Annotated in this window: 15 protein-coding genes; 10 read left to right on the top strand and 5 right to left on the bottom strand. The window is 71.9% G+C overall.

Features of this window, described 5'->3' with window-relative positions; all coding sequences use genetic code 11:
• Positions 1-396 precede the first annotated feature (396 nt).
• Together ACWCQM_RS21480 and ACWCQM_RS21475 are read left to right on the top strand one after the other, a co-directional pair.
• Entirely contained in the window at positions 397-1,872 is a 1,476-nt protein-coding gene (locus tag ACWCQM_RS21480; RefSeq protein WP_450916766.1) for an AlkA N-terminal domain-containing protein, read from the top strand.
• Positions 1,873-1,889: 17 nt separating this feature from the next.
• Entirely contained in the window at positions 1,890-2,408 is a 519-nt protein-coding gene (locus ACWCQM_RS21475; RefSeq protein WP_450916765.1) for a methylated-DNA--[protein]-cysteine S-methyltransferase, read from the top strand.
• 52 nt (positions 2,409-2,460) lie between these two features.
• On the opposite strand, the gene ACWCQM_RS21470 is transcribed toward ACWCQM_RS21475, so the two are convergent.
• A complete protein-coding gene (locus tag ACWCQM_RS21470) occupies positions 2,461-3,045 on the bottom strand; it encodes a TMEM165/GDT1 family protein (RefSeq protein WP_450916764.1) in 585 nt (194 codons plus the stop codon).
• 317 nt (positions 3,046-3,362) lie between these two features.
• On the opposite strand from ACWCQM_RS21470, the gene ACWCQM_RS21465 reads away from it, so the two are divergent.
• Positions 3,363-3,773: a (2Fe-2S) ferredoxin domain-containing protein gene (locus tag ACWCQM_RS21465; protein WP_450916763.1), complete on the top strand. Its 411-nt coding sequence runs from the start codon at positions 3,363-3,365 to the stop codon at positions 3,771-3,773.
• Between the two features lie 57 nt (positions 3,774-3,830).
• Here the strand turns inward: ACWCQM_RS21465 and ACWCQM_RS21460 are convergent, their stop codons facing one another.
• Positions 3,831-4,559, bottom strand: a complete 729-nt coding sequence (locus ACWCQM_RS21460) for an SIR2 family NAD-dependent protein deacylase (protein WP_450916762.1) — start codon at positions 4,557-4,559, stop codon at positions 3,831-3,833.
• A gap of 70 nt (positions 4,560-4,629) precedes the next feature.
• Between ACWCQM_RS21460 and ACWCQM_RS21455 the strand changes: the two genes are divergently transcribed.
• A complete protein-coding gene (locus tag ACWCQM_RS21455) occupies positions 4,630-4,830 on the top strand; it encodes a type II toxin-antitoxin system VapB family antitoxin (protein ID WP_073748741.1) in 201 nt (66 codons plus the stop codon).
• A gap of 4 nt (positions 4,831-4,834) precedes the next feature.
• On the opposite strand, the gene ACWCQM_RS21450 is transcribed toward ACWCQM_RS21455, so the two are convergent.
• Complete coding sequence (locus ACWCQM_RS21450) at positions 4,835-5,329, bottom strand: NUDIX domain-containing protein (RefSeq protein ID WP_450916761.1); 495 nt, start codon at positions 5,327-5,329, stop codon at positions 4,835-4,837.
• A gap of 131 nt (positions 5,330-5,460) precedes the next feature.
• Between ACWCQM_RS21450 and ACWCQM_RS21445 the strand changes: the two genes are divergently transcribed.
• On the top strand, positions 5,461-6,576 hold the full coding sequence (locus tag ACWCQM_RS21445; protein ID WP_450916872.1) for a glycerate kinase: 1,116 nt from the start codon (positions 5,461-5,463) through the stop codon (positions 6,574-6,576).
• Between the two features lie 59 nt (positions 6,577-6,635).
• Here the strand turns inward: ACWCQM_RS21445 and ACWCQM_RS21440 are convergent, their stop codons facing one another.
• Positions 6,636-7,358: a PucR family transcriptional regulator gene (locus ACWCQM_RS21440; protein WP_450916760.1), complete on the bottom strand. Its 723-nt coding sequence runs from the start codon at positions 7,356-7,358 to the stop codon at positions 6,636-6,638.
• 216 nt (positions 7,359-7,574) lie between these two features.
• Here ACWCQM_RS21440 and ACWCQM_RS21435 point away from each other — a divergent pair, with 216 nt between their 5' ends.
• Genes ACWCQM_RS21435 through ACWCQM_RS21415 form a run of 5 tightly spaced genes read left to right on the top strand, consistent with a single transcriptional unit; the run spans position 7,575 to position 12,402 of the window.
• On the top strand, positions 7,575-8,372 hold the full coding sequence (locus tag ACWCQM_RS21435; RefSeq protein WP_450916759.1) for an ABC transporter ATP-binding protein: 798 nt from the start codon (positions 7,575-7,577) through the stop codon (positions 8,370-8,372).
• A complete protein-coding gene (locus tag ACWCQM_RS21430) occupies positions 8,360-9,145 on the top strand; it encodes an ABC transporter ATP-binding protein (RefSeq protein WP_450916758.1) in 786 nt (261 codons plus the stop codon). Before ACWCQM_RS21435 ends, ACWCQM_RS21430 begins: the two co-directional genes overlap by 13 nt.
• Positions 9,142-10,032: a branched-chain amino acid ABC transporter permease gene (locus tag ACWCQM_RS21425; RefSeq protein ID WP_450916757.1), complete on the top strand. Its 891-nt coding sequence runs from the start codon at positions 9,142-9,144 to the stop codon at positions 10,030-10,032. The genes ACWCQM_RS21430 and ACWCQM_RS21425 overlap by 4 nt, the downstream gene beginning before the upstream one ends.
• Complete coding sequence (locus ACWCQM_RS21420) at positions 10,025-11,152, top strand: branched-chain amino acid ABC transporter permease (protein WP_450916756.1); 1,128 nt, start codon at positions 10,025-10,027, stop codon at positions 11,150-11,152. Before ACWCQM_RS21425 ends, ACWCQM_RS21420 begins: the two co-directional genes overlap by 8 nt.
• Positions 11,149-12,402 (top strand): ABC transporter substrate-binding protein, encoded by a 1,254-nt coding sequence (locus tag ACWCQM_RS21415; protein ID WP_450916755.1) that lies wholly within the window; start codon positions 11,149-11,151, stop codon positions 12,400-12,402. The genes ACWCQM_RS21420 and ACWCQM_RS21415 overlap by 4 nt, the downstream gene beginning before the upstream one ends.
• Before the next feature lie 63 nt (positions 12,403-12,465).
• Here the strand turns inward: ACWCQM_RS21415 and ACWCQM_RS21410 are convergent, their stop codons facing one another.
• Positions 12,466-14,832, bottom strand: a complete 2,367-nt coding sequence (locus tag ACWCQM_RS21410; protein WP_450916754.1) for a discoidin domain-containing protein — start codon at positions 14,830-14,832, stop codon at positions 12,466-12,468.
• Positions 14,833-14,960 lie beyond the last annotated feature (128 nt).

Raw genomic sequence — 14,960 nt, 5'->3', positions numbered from 1 at the left:
CGACGGGGCGTGCTGGGTTCGGTGGGGGAGCGGCCGGGCGGGCGGGGGGTGGCGTGGGGGTGTGGCCCCTCCTGCGGACGGCGGCTCCGGGTGCGGTCGCACGATCTGTTCGTGTGTCTGAACGGATCGCGCGGCCGACACCACACTGGGTGTGGAGCAAGCGCTTTCTTGGACCGTAGGCGTGTGTCGTGAGCGCGTCAATACATCTGTACGTGATGACAGTTCATGAACCTGAACGATGAGTCGGTGTTCGTGAGGGCGGACGGCCGAGCCCGGCAGGGTGGAGCGGTGGAGCCCGGCAGGGCGGAGCGGGGCCGAGCCAGCAGCGCGGGGCCGCCGAGCTCGATGTCGGATTTCCGCCAGCCGGACGGGCTCCCGGTGCCCGATGCTTGGACCATGCACACCGACACCGAGCGCTGCGTGCGGGCCGTCCGGTCGAAGGACGCCCGTTTCGACGGCTGGTTCTTCACCGCCGTACTGACCACCCGGATCTACTGCCGTCCCAGCTGCCCTGTCGTCCCGCCGAAGGTCCGGAACATGACCTTCTACCCGAGCGCCGCCGCCTGCCAGCAGGCCGGGTTCCGTGCCTGCAAGCGGTGCCGCCCCGACACCAGTCCCGGCTCCCCGGAGTGGAACGCCCGCGCCGACTCGGTCGCCCGGGCCATGCGCCTCATCCAGGACGGCGTCGTCGACCGGGAGGGCGTGCCGGGGCTCGCCGCCCGCCTCGGCTACTCCGCCCGCCAGGTCGAGCGCCAGCTGCTGGCCGAACTGGGCGCGGGACCCCTCGCGCTGGCGCGGTCGCAGCGCGCCCAGACGGCCAGGGTGCTCATCGAGACGACCGCGCTCCCCATGGCCGAGGTGGCGTTCGCCGCGGGGTTCTCGTCGATCCGTACGTTCAACGACACCGTGCGGGAGGTCTTCGCGCTCGCCCCGGGCGAACTGCGCACCCGCGCGGCCCGCGGCGGTACGGCCGCCCCCGGCACTCCCGGAGTCATCGCCCTGCGACTGCCCTACAGAGCCCCGCTCACCCCCGGCAACCTCTTCGGGCACCTGGCCGCGACCGCCGTCCCCGGCGTCGAGGAGTGGCGCGACGGCGCGTACCGCCGCACCCTCACCCTCCCGCACGGACACGGCATCGTGGCTCTCGCCCCTCGGCCGGGCCACATCGACTGCCGGCTCTCCCTCACCGACCCCCGCGACCTCACGCAGGCCATCAGCCGCTGCCGCCGACTCCTCGACCTGGACGCCGACCCGGTCGCCGTGGACGACCAGCTGCGCTCCGATCCGCTGCTCGCACCGCTGGTCGAGGCGGCCCCGGGGCGCCGGGTGCCGCGCACGGTCGACGCGGCGGAGTTCGCCGTACGCGCCGTGCTCGGTCAGCAGGTCTCCACCGCCGCGGCCCGCACCCACGCGGCCCGGCTGGTCCGTGCGCACGGGGTGCCGGTGGAGGACCCCGAGGGCGGGCTGACCCATCTCTTCCCGTCCCCCGAGGCACTGGCCGGGCTCGACCCCGAGGCGCTCGCCCTGCCGCGCAGCCGCCGCGCCACGCTCACCACGCTGGTCTCGGCCCTCGCCGACGGGTCGCTGCACCTGGGGGAGGGCGCGGACTGGGACAAGGCCCGCGCGGAACTGACCGCGCTGCCCGGCTTCGGCCCCTGGACCGTGGAGGTGATCGCCATGCGCGCCCTCGGGGACCCGGACGCCTTCCTCCCCACCGACCTCGGCATCCGCAGGGCGGCCGAACGCCTGGGACTCCCCGCTACCCCCGCCGCCCTCACCGCACGCGCGTCCGGCTGGCGCCCCTGGCGCGCGTACGCCGTGCAGTATCTGTGGACCGTCGACGACCACCCCATCAACCATCTGCCCGCCTGAGGGCGTGAGGACCGACCATGACCACCACATCCACGGTGACCCGGCAGCACACGGTCATCGACAGCCCGTACGGGCCACTCACCCTGGTCGCGACCGACGGGCTGCTGTCCGGCCTGTACATGACCGGGCAGCGGCACCGCCCGCCCGAGGAGACCTTCGGCCTGCCGGACCCCCGCCCGTTCGGCGAGGCCGTCCGTCAGCTGGACGCGTACTTCGCGGGCGAACTCACCGAGTTCGACCTGCCGCTGAGGCTGGACGGCACCCCGTTCCAGCGCGGCGTCTGGGCCGAACTCGGACGGATTCCGTACGGCGAGACGCGCTCCTACGGCCAGCTGGCCGAAATCCTCGGCAAGCCGGGCGCCTCCCGTGCGGTGGGCCTGGCCAACGGCAAGAACCCGGTCGGGATCATCGTCCCCTGCCACCGCGTCATCGGGGCCTCGGGGAGCCTGACGGGGTACGGCGGCGGGCTCGACCGCAAGCAGCGGCTGCTCGCCTTCGAACGGGGTACGGAGGACGAGGCGCCGGCCCTGTTCTGAGCGGGGGCAGCAAGGGCGGACGGCAACCGCTCCGCCCCGCACCACCCCTTGCTCAGCCGGTGAAGATCTCGACGACCGACCAGATCGCCAGGCCGAGCATGCACAGCCCGCCGATGCGCTGCACCGTCTTCAGCGGCACCCGCTTGGCGATGAACCGTCCCGCGAGGAGCGCCAGCGCCGACACGGACATCAGGGCGATGGCCGAGCCGATGGCCGTGGACCACGCGCCGTTGCTGGCGGCGAGGTTCGCGGTGGTGATCTGCGTCAGGTCGCCCCACTCGCTGATGAACACCGCCATGAAGGCCGTCGAACAGACCGGCCAGAAGCCGGTCACCGTCTTGATCTCCTCGTCCCCGTCGTCGTCACCGCCGCCGCTGCGCAGCAGCATGAAGGCACCGAAGGCGAAGAGGAGGGCCGAGATCAGCTTGACGATCCAGTCGGGCAGCAGACCGATCAGTCCGCCCGCACCGACGGCGATGGCGACGTGCACGATGAACGCCGAGGACGTGCCGAACCAGACGTAGAGCGGGCGCATGCGCGTGCCCATGGCCAGCGACGCGAACATGGTCTTGTCGGGGAGCTCCGCGAGGAAGATCAGCCCGAAGGCGGTGAGGATCGCCAGGGGGTCGAGATGCATTCCGGGTGGCTTTCTGTGAGAGCCGGGCCCCGGGCCTTCCGCGAAGTGCCACTCGGGCTTCTTCGGAGGACCACTCGGCCCGGCATGACCGCAGCGCCCGCAGGGCGCGGGCGTGTCATACCTGACCGAAGGTCTCGCCCACCCGTAAGCATCTACGAGCCCGGCCACCGGGAACCCGGAGGCTCCAGTGTGTCGACGACCGGTTTGCGGGGCTACTCCCCTTCGCAGCCGTCAACACTACCCCACCGGACCTGCGGGGGAACAGCTCGGTACAGTCCTACGGTGATCATCCGCGCCACCCACGGGAGTGCCCCCGAATGAGCCGCCGACCGCGCCGGGCCGCCGGAGCGGGCCCCTCCCGTCCCACGGTGAGCGTCTGCCGGGGCTGCTGCTGCGGTACCCCGAAGATCCCCGGCGTGGACCACCCCGGGCAGCTCGCCCAGCTGCGGGAGTCCGTCGGCGGGGCCGCGACGGTGCGCGCGGTGGAGTGCCTGGACGCGTGCGAGCACGGCAATGTCATCGTCGTACAGCCCTCTGCCGACGGCCGCCGCGCGGGCGGGCGCCCCGTCTGGCTGGGCCTGGTCAACGATCCGCACGCCGTCGCCGACATCGCCGCCTGGGCGGCGGACGGCGGGCCCGGACTCGCGGACCCGCCGGAGATCCTGGATCTGTACGCCTTCAGCCCTTCCCGCCGCATCCGGGCCGGGCTGGACGGCGAAGGGGCTTGAAGGCGCGAGGGCCGCGCCTGACCGTCCACAGGGCGACCGTCCGCCGAAGGGCCCACCTCACCCCGGGTCGGCGGACAGCCGCTCCAGCAGAGCGGGCAGCGCGGTTCCGATCGGCTCGCGGACCGTCTCCTCGGCCAGCTCGTCGTACGGCGTCGGCTCGGCGTTCACCACGATCAGCCGGGCGCCGTGCTCCACCGCGATACCCGCCAGTGAGGCGGCCGGCTGCACCTGGAGCGTCGTACCCACCGCGACGAACACCTGGCTCGCCTTGGTGATCGCCATGGCCTCGGCCAGCACCCGGGGGTCCAGGCGCTCACCGAACATCACCGTCGCCGACTTCAGGATGCCGCCGCACACCGCGCACGGCGGGTCCGTCTCGCCGGCCTCGACCCGGGCCAGCGCCTCCGCCATCGCCGACCGCGCATGGCACCGGGTGCAGACCACCTCGCGTGCCGTGCCGTGGAGTTCGACGACCTTGCGGGCGGAAAGCCCGGCCAGCTGGTGCAGCCCGTCGACGTTCTGCGTGATCACGCGGACCGGAGTGCCGGACCGCTCCAGCGCGGCCACCGCACGATGCGCCGCGTTCGGCTCGGCGGCCCAGGTCGCGCTGGTGCGGCGCATCTGCCAGGAGCGGCGCCGGATCTCCGGATCGGACATGTAGAAGTCGTAGGTGACGAGCTTCTCCGCCTCCGGGTCCTTCCTCCAGAGGCCCTGGGGCCCGCGGTAGTCGGGGATGCCGGAGTCCGTGGAGATGCCGGCGCCGCTGAGGATCGCGACGAGAGTCATGCCGCGAGCCTACGGACGGGCCGGTCCCGCCGCGATGACATTTCCGCGGGCACCCCATAGGGTCCGGACCATGGCCACAGTGAACGTCAGTCTGGACGCGGAACTCGTCGTCGAGGTCATGGTGCTCGCGGGCGTCGGGAATCCGCAGGACGCGGTCGAACTGGTCGTACGGGACTACATCGCCCGTGGCCACCGCACCGAGGCGCGCGCCGCCGGACAGGACGACGCGCGCCGGGAGGCCGACGCCAGGCCGCAGGACCCCCAGGGCTGATCCCTCACCCCGCGACGGGGGAGCCGTCCACCAGCTCGGCCGGTCCCTCCCCGGAGTCCAGCGCCTCCAGCGCCGCCCGGACGCGAAGCCCGAGCCGGCCGTGCAGATGATCGGCGAGGCCGGCGCGGTCCACCAGCTTCCAGGAGAGGAGCTCGTCCTCCTGGAGGCGGATCGCGTCGAACCGCTCCTGGGGGAGCACGCCACCGTCGTAGACGTACGCGACGATCGGCGGACGCGCCTCGCCACGCGTCCAGTCGACGGCGAGCAGCCGGCCCGGCGCCAGGTCGAGGCCGATCTCCTCCGCGGTCTCCCTCCGCGCGGCCTGCCGGGGGCTCTCGCCGTCGTCGGACTCGATGGTGCCGCCGGGCAGCGTCCATCCCTCGCGGTAGTTGGGCTCGACGAGCAGGATCCGCCCCCGCTCGTCCCGGAAGAGGGTGGCGGCCCCGGCGAGTACCCGGGGGAGCCCTGCGATGTACGTGGCGTAGTCAGAGGTGGTCACGGAGGCAGCGTAGGGGCCGTTTCCCCGGTTTCGGACAGCCATGGGCAGATCAGGGGTGGTCCGGATAAGGTCGGGGCGGCGCGACTGCCTGTTCGAAAGCAAAGGGATGCAAGGTGACGGACGGAGCAGCGATGGAGACCGCCCACGTGCTGGTGGCGGCGGACAAGTTCAAGGGCTCGCTCACGACCGTGCAGGTCGCGGAGCGGGTGACGGCCGGGCTCCGGCGCGTCGTCCCCGGCGTACGGGTCGAGACCCTGCCCGTCGCGGACGGCGGCGACGGCACGGTCGCGGCGGCTGTGGCCGCCGGATTCGAGCGCCGCGAGGCGCGGGTGACCGGCCCGCTGGGGACCCCCGTCACCGCGGCCTACGCGGTGCGGGACACGACCGCCGTGGTGGAGATGGCCGAGGCCTCCGGCCTCCAGCATCTGCCCGCGGGGGAGTTCGCCCCGCTCACCGCGACCACGTACGGCTCGGGCGAACTGCTGACCGCGGCGCTCGACGCGGGTGCCCGCACGATCGTGTTCGGGGTCGGCGGCAGCGCTACCACGGACGGCGGCGCGGGCATGCTCGCCGCGCTCGGGGCGCGCTTCCTGGACCGGGACGGCAAGCCCGTCGGCCCCGGCGGCGGGGCGCTCGCGGAGCTGGCCGAGGCCGACCTCTCGGGGCTCGACCCCCGGCTCGCGGACGTCGACCTGATCCTGGCCAGCGACGTGGACAACCCGCTGACCGGCCCGAAGGGCGCCCCCGAGGTCTACGGGCGGCAGAAGGGCGCCACCGAGGACGACATCGCCGTCCTCGACGCGGCGCTCACCCACTACGCGTCCCTGCTGGGGCCCGAGACGGCCGAACTGCCCGGTGCGGGCGCCGCCGGAGGCATCGGTTACGGGGCACTCGTCGCCCTGGGCGCCCGCTTCCGGCCCGGCATCGAGGTGATGCTCGACGTCCTGGGCTTCGCCCCCGCGCTGGCCAGGGCCACGCTCGTCATCACCGGCGAGGGATCGCTCGACGAGCAGACCCTGCACGGCAAGGCCCCCGCGGGCGTCGCCGCCGCCGCACGCGCGGCGGGCGTCGAAGCGGTCGCCGTCTGCGGGCGCCTCGCCCTGCCGCCGGAGGCCCTGGGCAAGGCGGGCATCCGGCGGGCCTACGCCCTGACCGCGCTGGAACCCGACCCGGCCGTCTGCATGGCCCAGGCCGGCCCCCTGTTGGAACGCGCGGCCGAGGAGATCGCCCGGGACTTCCTGTCCTGATCCTTCCTTGACACACCGTCATGAGGGGGAGTTCGCCCTCATGACGGTGCGGCGCCCCCTCACGCCTGCGGCGCCGTCAGCCTGAACGCGTCCAGGGCCAGCGTCATCTCGATCAGCTCGCGCGGCCGGGTCAGCGAACGCGAGGTCAGCCGCTCCAGCCGCCGCAGGCGGTTGAGCACGGTGTTCCGGTGGCAGTAGAGCCGCCCCGCGGCCCGCCCGGCTGACCCCCCGCACTCCAGCCACGCCTCCAGTGTCCGTACCAGCAGGGCCCGGTCCGCCGGGTCCAGCGCCAGCAGGGGCCCGAAGACGTCCGACACCAGCCGGGCCGACAGCTCGGGCTGGCTCACCAGCAGCGCCGCGGGCAGCCGCTCCTCCAGCCGTACGATCCCCGTCGTGCCCGGCGGGCACGTCAGCAGGGCCACCTCGGCCAGCCGGCGGGCCGTCCCCAGCTCCGCGAGGCCGTCCGCCACCGGACCGATCCCGCCGGGGCCGGGACACCACCGCACCATCAGCGCGGCGAGCCCAGCCGGATCGCGGTCGCCCAGCGAGACGACCACGATCTCGCGGTCACCCCGTCTGCGCCGGACGAACCGCAGCCCGTCCGCGTACATCGCCGTGCCCGCCGTCCCCCCGCCTCCGTCCCGCAGCACCACCACGGCGTAACGGCCCCGCTCGGGGAGGCCGAGACCGCTCGCCGCGCGCGCCGCGAGCTCCGGTTCGGACCGGCCCTCCAGCAGGGCGTCGAGCAGCGCCCGGCCCTGCTCGTCACTGCGCCCCCGCATCGCTTCGCTCCGTTCCGCGGCCTGGCCGCCCATGGCTGGTGAGGATGCCACCGGCCGCGCCAGGGGCGACAGCGCATCCCCTACCTCTGTGCGCGCGCACAACGGGGCCCTTCGAAGACTGGTCACCCGCAGCGATTGCGCCCGGGACCGTGGACGCGCGCCGCGCCCCCTGCTGGTCTGTGGCACCACAACGACCAGTCGGAAGGAGGAGGACGCATGGCAACGCTCGAGATCCGCGAACTGTCCGTGGGCTACGGCCCGGTACGGGCACTGCGCGACGTCTCCGTCGACGTGCCGGCCGGCGCGATCACCGCTGTACTCGGTGGCAACGGCGCCGGCAAGACCACGCTGCTGCGGGCCGTATCGCGGACCCTCGGCTTCCACCGCGGGACGGGCACGGGCACCATCCGCTTCGACGGCCGCCCCCTGGACGGGCTCCGGCCCGCCCAGGTGGTGGCGGCGGGAGTGATCCAGGTGCCGGAAGGGCGGCAGGTGTTCGCCCGGATGACGGTGGCGGACAATCTGCGGGCGGGCGCCCTCGGGGCACGCGGCGGGCGCAAGGAGACCGCCGCCGCCCTCCGGCGCGTACACGAGCTGTTCCCCGTGCTCGCCCAGCGCGCGCACCAGCGGGCCGGCCTGCTCTCCGGCGGTGAGCAGCAGATGCTGGCGATGGGCAGGGCCCTGATGGCCGCCCCCCGCCTGCTGCTGCTCGACGAGCCGTCCCTCGGCCTCGCACCACTGATGGCGGCGAAGATCGCCGACACGATCCAGGAGATCAACGCGGGCGGCACCTCCGTCATGCTCGTCGAGCAGAACGCGGCCATCGCGCTGCGCCTCGCCTCCACCGCGTACGTCCTGGACGTCGGCGAGGTCGCGCTCGACGGCCCCGCCGACGAGCTCGCCGCCTCCGACGAGGTGCGCCGCCGCTACCTCGGTGTCGTCGACGAGACGGCCGCCGAGGACGCCGCCCGGGCGGAAGGCGTCACCCGCAGCCTGAGCAGGTGGTCCGCGTGACGACCTCCCCGGCCCCTCTCACCGTGCGCGACGTGACCGTGCGCTTCGCCGGGCTCACCGCGCTCGACGCGGTGTCCTTCACCGTCGAACCGGGCAGCGTCCACGCGGTCATCGGCCCCAACGGGGCGGGCAAGTCCACCACCTTCAACGTGCTCTCCGGCGTCTACCGCGCCACCTCGGGCAGCGTTCACCTGGGTTCCACCGAACTCACGGGTCTCGCCCCGCACAGGATCGCCGGCCTCGGCGTGGCCCGCACCTTCCAGAACCTGGCCCTGCCGCCGCATGCCACCGTCGCCGAGAGCCTCATGCTCGGCCGGCACCGGCTCACCCGCGCCGGTTTCGTGGCCTCAGGACTGCGCCTGCCCTCCGCGACCCGCGAGGCGCGACGGCATCTCGAACGGGTGCGGGAGATAGCCGGGTTCATCGGGCTGGACAAGGAACTCGACTTCCCCGCGGCGGCCCTGCCGTACGGCAAGCAGAAGCTCGTCGAGCTCGGCCGCGCCCTGTGCATGGAGCCCGAGGTCCTGCTCCTCGACGAGCCCATCGCGGGCATGACCGCCGACGAGCGCCGCCGCACCGCGGCCGTCGTCGCCGGTGTGCGCGACAGCCTCGGCATCTCGATCGTCATGGTCGAACATGACATGGGGGTGGTGATGCGGCTCGCGGACGCCGTGACCGTACTCGACTTCGGACGCAGGATCGCGGGCGGGACGCCCGCCGAGGTCCAGAACGACCCGGCCGTGGTGCAGGCCTACCTGGGAGCACAGGAATGACCACCTTCATCGAACTCCTCCTCGGCGGCCTGTCCATCGGCTCGGTCTACGCACTGATCGCGCTGGGCTTCGTCGTGATCTTCAAGGCGACCGAGGTCGTCAACTTCGCCCACGCCTCCCTGCTCCTTGCAGGCGGCTACGTCACCGCCGTGCTCCACGACGACATCGGCTTCTGGCCGGCGCTCGGCGTCGGGATCGCGGGCGCCGCCGTCGTCGGCTCGGCGGTCGAGTTCTTCGTGATGCGCCGCTACCGGGGGAGCGACCAGAGCGTCCTGGCCATCGTCACCATCGGCGTCGACATCCTCCTGACCACCGAACTCGTCCGGCGCATGGGTACGGACGTCATGTCGCTGGGCGACCCGTGGGGCGACGACGTCGTCACCATCGGGGGTGTCACCCTCGCCGAGACACGCATCGCGGCGTTCCTCGTCGCGGGGCTGCTCATCACGGTGTTCCTGCTCGCCTTCCGCTTCACCTCGTGGGGGGTCTCCATGCGGGCGGCGGCCGAGAACCCGCAGACCGCCGCGCTGATGGGCATCCGGCTCGGCCGGGTATCCCTCTCCGCCTGGGCGGTCGCCGGAGCACTCGCCGCGGTCGCCGCGCTCTTCCTCACGGTGTTCCCGACCCCGGGCCTCGAACGGGCCACCTCTCTCGCCGCGCTCAAGGCCTTCCCCGCCGCGATCCTCGGCGGTCTCGACTCGACGACCGGGGCGCTCGTCGGCGGGCTGCTCGTCGGAGTCACCGAGTCGCTCGCCACCGGCTATCAGAGCGACCTCTCCTTCCTCGGACGCGGCATCGGAGACCTCGCGCCGTACCTGGTGATGGTGGTGGTGCTGCTCATCCGGCCGGCGGGACTCTTCGGCACGAAGGAGCTGTCCCGTGTCTGAAGCCACCAAGGACACCGTCGCCCCCGCCCCCGCAGGGGCCGTACCCGCCACGGGGAGCCCGTACGCCGCACGGCTGCGACGCCCCGCCCCCTACCTCTGGCTCGCGGGCTCCGTCCTGCTCCTGCTCCTCCCGTTCTACCTGGACCGGTTCTGGCTCCAGGCAGGGCTGTTCGCGATGGCCGCCGCGATCGGGGCGATCGGGCTCAACCTGCTCACCGGCTCCACCGGCCAGCTCTCCATGGGCCACGCGTTCTTCCTCGCGGTCGGCGCGTACGGCTACTGCATCCTGGGCGGGGAGAGCAGCACCGAGAACGGGCACGCCATCACCGGACTCGGCCTGCCCACCTGGCTCGCGGCCATCCTGGCCGTGCTCCTGGCGGGCGCCGCGGGCGGCCTCTTCAGTCCCATCGCGGGACGGCTGAGCGGTGCGTACCTCGGTATCGCCACACTCGCCCTGATCTTCATCGGCCAGCACGTGCTGTTCAACGCGGGCTCGCTCACCGGCGGCTTCAACGGCCGCCCGGTGCCGCCCCTCTCCCTGTTCGGGTTCACCTTCGACGACGCCGAAGTGGTCGTGGCGGCGGTGCCCTTCCAGTCGTCCGAGAAGCTCTGGTACCTGGCACTGGCCGCACTCCTGGCCAGCGGGCTCTTCGCCCGCGGGGTGCTGCGCGGCAGGCCCGGCCGGGCGCTGAACGCCATCCGGGACCACCGGATCGCGGCAGGGGTGATGGGCGTGCCCGTCGCCCGCTACCGGGCCGGTGTCTTCGTCCTGTCCTCGATGTACGCCGGCCTCGCGGGCGTCCTGCTCGCGCTGGTCTTCCAGCGGACCGTGCCCGAGTACTTCGGCATGATCCTGTCCCTCGAATACCTCGCCATGATCGTCATCGGCGGGCTGGGCAGCGTGGCGGGAGCCGTCATCGGCGCCGCGTTCGTCTCGCTGCTCCCGCAGGTGCTCACCCACTACAGCGACTCCCTCCCCCTGGTGTCCGCCCCTGGTACGGGCGGCATAGCACCGGGCGAGGCGTCCCGCTATCTGTACGGCGCCGCGGTCGTCGCGGTCGTCCTGTTCCTGCCCGGCGGCCTTGCACGTCTGAAGAATCCAGGGGAGAAGAAGAAATGAAGCTACGTGTTGTCGGAGCCGTTGCGGCGGTTCTCACCCTCACCCTCGTGGGATGCAGCGAGAAGGCGAAGTCGTCGGACGACGGCGCCGCGGACAAGAACGGAGTGAAGGCCGGGGAGGGAGTCACCGACTCGAAGATCACACTCGGTGCCCTCACCGACATGACCGGGGTCTACGCCTCGCTCGGCAAGAGCGTCACCCAGGCCCAGCAGCTCTGGGTGGAGGAGACGAACAAGGCCGGCGGTATCTGCGAGCGGGACATCGAGCTGACGGTCCGTGACCACGGATACGACCCGCAGAAGGCGATCGGCGCCTACACCGAGCTGGAACCGAACGTGCTGGGCTTCACCCAGTTCATCGGCTCCCCCTTCGTCTCCGCCGTCGAGTCCCGCATCGACGGCCAGGACAAGGGCATCGTCCTGCCGCAGGCCTGGTCGGCCAACCTGGTCGGCTCCAAGTACGTCCGCGTCATCGGCGCCACGTACGACGTCGAGACCATCAACCTCGTCGACTTCCTGCTGGACGAGAAGCGCATCGCCAAGGGCGACAAGATCGGTCACGTCTACTTCGAGGGCGACTACGGCGAGAACGCCCTGGCCGGCTCCAAGCACGCGGCGGCCGAAGCGGGGCTCACCGTCGTCGAGCAGAAGATCAAGCCGACAGACAACGACATGACCGCCCAGGTCTCCGCGCTCAAGCAGGCCGGGGTGAAGGCCGTCATCGTCAGCGCCGGACCGCGCCAGGCGGCCTCGCTGGTCGGCGTCGCCGCGGCCACCGGCTTCGCCGTCCCCGTCGTCGGCAACAACTCGGCGTACGCACCGCAGCTGCTCGCCACCCAGGCGGGTCCGGCCCTGCAGAAGGACTACTACATCGGCGCCTCCACCCTGCCCATCGGAGACTCCGCCGAGGGCCCGGCGAAGCTCGCCAAGGCGTACGCGGCCAAGTACCCGAAGGACGGCCTCGACAACGGCGTCATCGCCGGATACAACGCGGCGTCCGTCTTCGGCGAGGCCCTGAAGAAGGCCTGCGAGTCGAAGGACCTGACCCGTGAGGGCGTCGACAAGGCGCTGCTCACCATCAAGGACTTCGGCGGTGACTTCGGGATCGCGCACGACTTCACCGACCCGTCCGCGCCCTCGACCCGGCAGACCGTCGTCATGAAGCCCGACGCCAAGGCCCCCGGTGGCCTCAAGGTCGTCAGGCCGGCGGAGATCGCCCCGGCCGCGGAGTCGTTCGAGCCGAAGGCCTGAGCCCTCCCCGCACAGAGACGGGCCCGGCCGTGGAGGCCGGGCCCGTCGCCGTCGTGCGCGCGATCAGCTGGTGTACGCCTCCAGCTCTGACAACTGGCCCGCCGGCCAGCCGGTGTTGGCGGTGAACGTCAGCCGCAGATGGCGGACCGGCGTCCCCGTCAGCGTCACCGTCGCCGTGTTGCCGCTCGACGGGTCGAACGTGTAGCCCGCCGGTGTCTTGAGGGAGTTGTACGTGGAGTTGTCGGTGCTGCCTGTGACGCCGATCGTCTGCGTGCGCGTCGCCCAGGCGGCGGCCGGGGGCAGCTTCAGCACCAGGCGCTTGACCGCCTTGGCGGCACCGAGATCCACGGTGACGGACTGCGGGAAGGCGTTGTTGCGGCTCTCCCAGTAGCTGTTGGCGTTGCCGTCCACCGCGTTGCCGGCACCGTACACATCGGCGTGGCTCGACTCGGTGACGGGGCGCCCCTGAGCGAGGTTGCCCGTCTCCTCGGGCGGGTCGGTCGGGTCCGGCGGGTCCGTCGGGTCCGGCGGGTCGGTGGGCCCGCCGCCCCCGGGCACCCCGCCGTTGGTCCACACCGGGGCCGGCCAGACACCGGTGCAGGCGGGCGGATTCGCGTACCAGCCCGAGTTCCCGGTGCCCTGGGTGATCTGGAAGCCGCTGCCGACACAGTTGTGGATGGGGTTGGACTGGGCGATGTGCGTGGCGACGACGTTGTTGAAGGAGGCCGTGCCCGGAGCCTGGATCTGGAGCGCGTACGTACCTGCTCCGTCGATCCTGATGTTGTCGAAGTGCAGCCCGTTGCTCGCACCCTCGATGAGGTGGATCGCGGCGTAGGAGCTGTCCAGGATCTCGCTGTCCGTGATGTTGATGGTGGCCTTGCTGATCGGCTCGTTGAGTCCGCTGAACCAGATCGCGCCGACGCCGAAGCGCCAGTTGAAGTCGTTGTTCCCGGTCCGGATCAAGGTGTTGCGCGCGGCGGTGTGCGTGCCCGAAACGGCTGTTCCCTGACCCGAGTTGACGCCCGGATAGCGGTTGGCGATGTGCAGCCCGCCGCCGTTGGTGACCGTGTCCGACATGACGTTGTCGGAGATCGTGATGTCCTTGCCGCCGTAGGTGACGATGTTGTTGGCGAGGATCGGCAGGACCACCGTGTTGAAGGTGAACTTGTTCCTGACGTTCGGGACGTTCTCCGCCCACATGGCCAGTCCGTCGTCACCGGTGTTGCGGACGAAGGTGTTGGTCACCGTGGAGTTCGTGACGCCGTAGTGGAAGTTCACGCCGTCGGCGGTCTGGTCCAGGATGCGGCTGTTCCTGATGGTGAAGTTGTCCATCGGGCCGTCCATCCAGGCGCCGCACTTGGTGTGCTGCATCCAGACGTTGTCGACGACCGAGTTCGACATGGCCCCGCCGATGGCGTTGACCTGGTCGTTGTCCACCCGCTCACGGATGTCGCCGATGATGGCGAAGTCCTTGAGGGTGACGTTGCTGCTGCCGCCCTGCGCCGCGTACTTCCCGTAGACCCCGACCGCCTTGGACCGGTCCGTGGGGTGGCGTCCGGTCAGCACGCTGTACCAGGGACCCGCGCCGCGCAGGGTCACCTTGTCCACGACGATGTGGTCCTGGACCTTGAAGGTGCCCCGCGGGATGTACACCTCCTTGCCCTGGGTGCGCCCCGCGTCCACCGCGGCCTGGATTTCCGCCGTGGAGTCGGCCGCCCCGGTCGGGTCGGCGCCGAAGTCGCTCACCACGTCCAGGGCCCCAGACGGCTTGGAGACCGGCGCGCCGACCTGCTCGAAGTCGGCCAGGTCGATGGTGAACGAGGGCGAGGCGGCGGTGGAGGTCACCTGGAGCCGGATTTTCGTCCCGGCGGCCAGCGTGGAGCCGAACATGGTGCGGGTCTCGTCGTAGAAGTGGTGTGGGTTGTTGTCGCCCGGGTTGTTGTTGAAGGGGTAACCCCCGTAGTACCAGCCGTACTTCGACGTCACCGGCACGCTCTTGAGCGCGTTGCCGTTGACCCGCAGGTCGAGCGAGGCGTCCCGGCCCGCCCCTGCCGCGTCGTCCGGCAGCGAGTAGCGGAAGGTCATCGCGTTCGCGGGGGCCGTGAGCGTGAACTCGACGTACTCGCCCACGGCGTCGAGCGTGACGGCCTGCCGGCCCGAAGCCTCGGAGGGCAGCGAGCCGTAGAGGCGGTCGGGACCGATCAGCGAGCCGTTGGTCGCGGCGTACTCGGCCTCCTGTTCCTTGAACGGAACGGTGGCGCCCCGGCCGGATATCCCGACGGGGGACGGCGCGGGGACGGCGGCGGCCTGTGCGGGAGGCGCGCCGGCCAGTACGAACGCCGCGGCGGTACCGGCGGCGGTGAGCGCGAGGGAGAGGGCGGCGGACAGCGAGCGTCCGAGTAGGCGTGGTCCAGGCGGTGGTGGGGTCACGTGTGGGTCGTCCTTGCGGCTCGAAGGGCTCGTCGGACGCCCCACAGGCTAGGAGCACCGCCGTAAAGAAGTCCACGGTGCTGCGCAAGATTTCACCTTGGTTGCTCAAATTAGTGACTACGATGCGG

Source organism: Streptomyces sp. NPDC002125, from assembly GCF_053593715.1.
Note: the sequence above shows the minus strand (reverse complement) of the source record. Positions and strands in the feature narration are given on the sequence as shown.

Coding starts and splice junctions, on each gene's coding strand:
- ACWCQM_RS21480 (WP_450916766.1), top strand. CDS start 397: ATGCACACCGACACCGAGCGCTGCGTGCGGGCCGTCCGGTCGAAGGAC.
- ACWCQM_RS21475 (WP_450916765.1), top strand. CDS start 1,890: ATGACCACCACATCCACGGTGACCCGGCAGCACACGGTCATCGACAGC.
- ACWCQM_RS21470 (WP_450916764.1), bottom strand. CDS start 3,045: ATGCATCTCGACCCCCTGGCGATCCTCACCGCCTTCGGGCTGATCTTC.
- ACWCQM_RS21465 (WP_450916763.1), top strand. CDS start 3,363: ATGAGCCGCCGACCGCGCCGGGCCGCCGGAGCGGGCCCCTCCCGTCCC.
- ACWCQM_RS21460 (WP_450916762.1), bottom strand. CDS start 4,559: ATGACTCTCGTCGCGATCCTCAGCGGCGCCGGCATCTCCACGGACTCC.
- ACWCQM_RS21455 (WP_073748741.1), top strand. CDS start 4,630: ATGGCCACAGTGAACGTCAGTCTGGACGCGGAACTCGTCGTCGAGGTC.
- ACWCQM_RS21445 (WP_450916872.1), top strand. CDS start 5,461: ATGGAGACCGCCCACGTGCTGGTGGCGGCGGACAAGTTCAAGGGCTCG.
- ACWCQM_RS21440 (WP_450916760.1), bottom strand. CDS start 7,358: ATGCGGGGGCGCAGTGACGAGCAGGGCCGGGCGCTGCTCGACGCCCTG.
- ACWCQM_RS21435 (WP_450916759.1), top strand. CDS start 7,575: ATGGCAACGCTCGAGATCCGCGAACTGTCCGTGGGCTACGGCCCGGTA.
- ACWCQM_RS21425 (WP_450916757.1), top strand. CDS start 9,142: ATGACCACCTTCATCGAACTCCTCCTCGGCGGCCTGTCCATCGGCTCG.
- ACWCQM_RS21415 (WP_450916755.1), top strand. CDS start 11,149: ATGAAGCTACGTGTTGTCGGAGCCGTTGCGGCGGTTCTCACCCTCACC.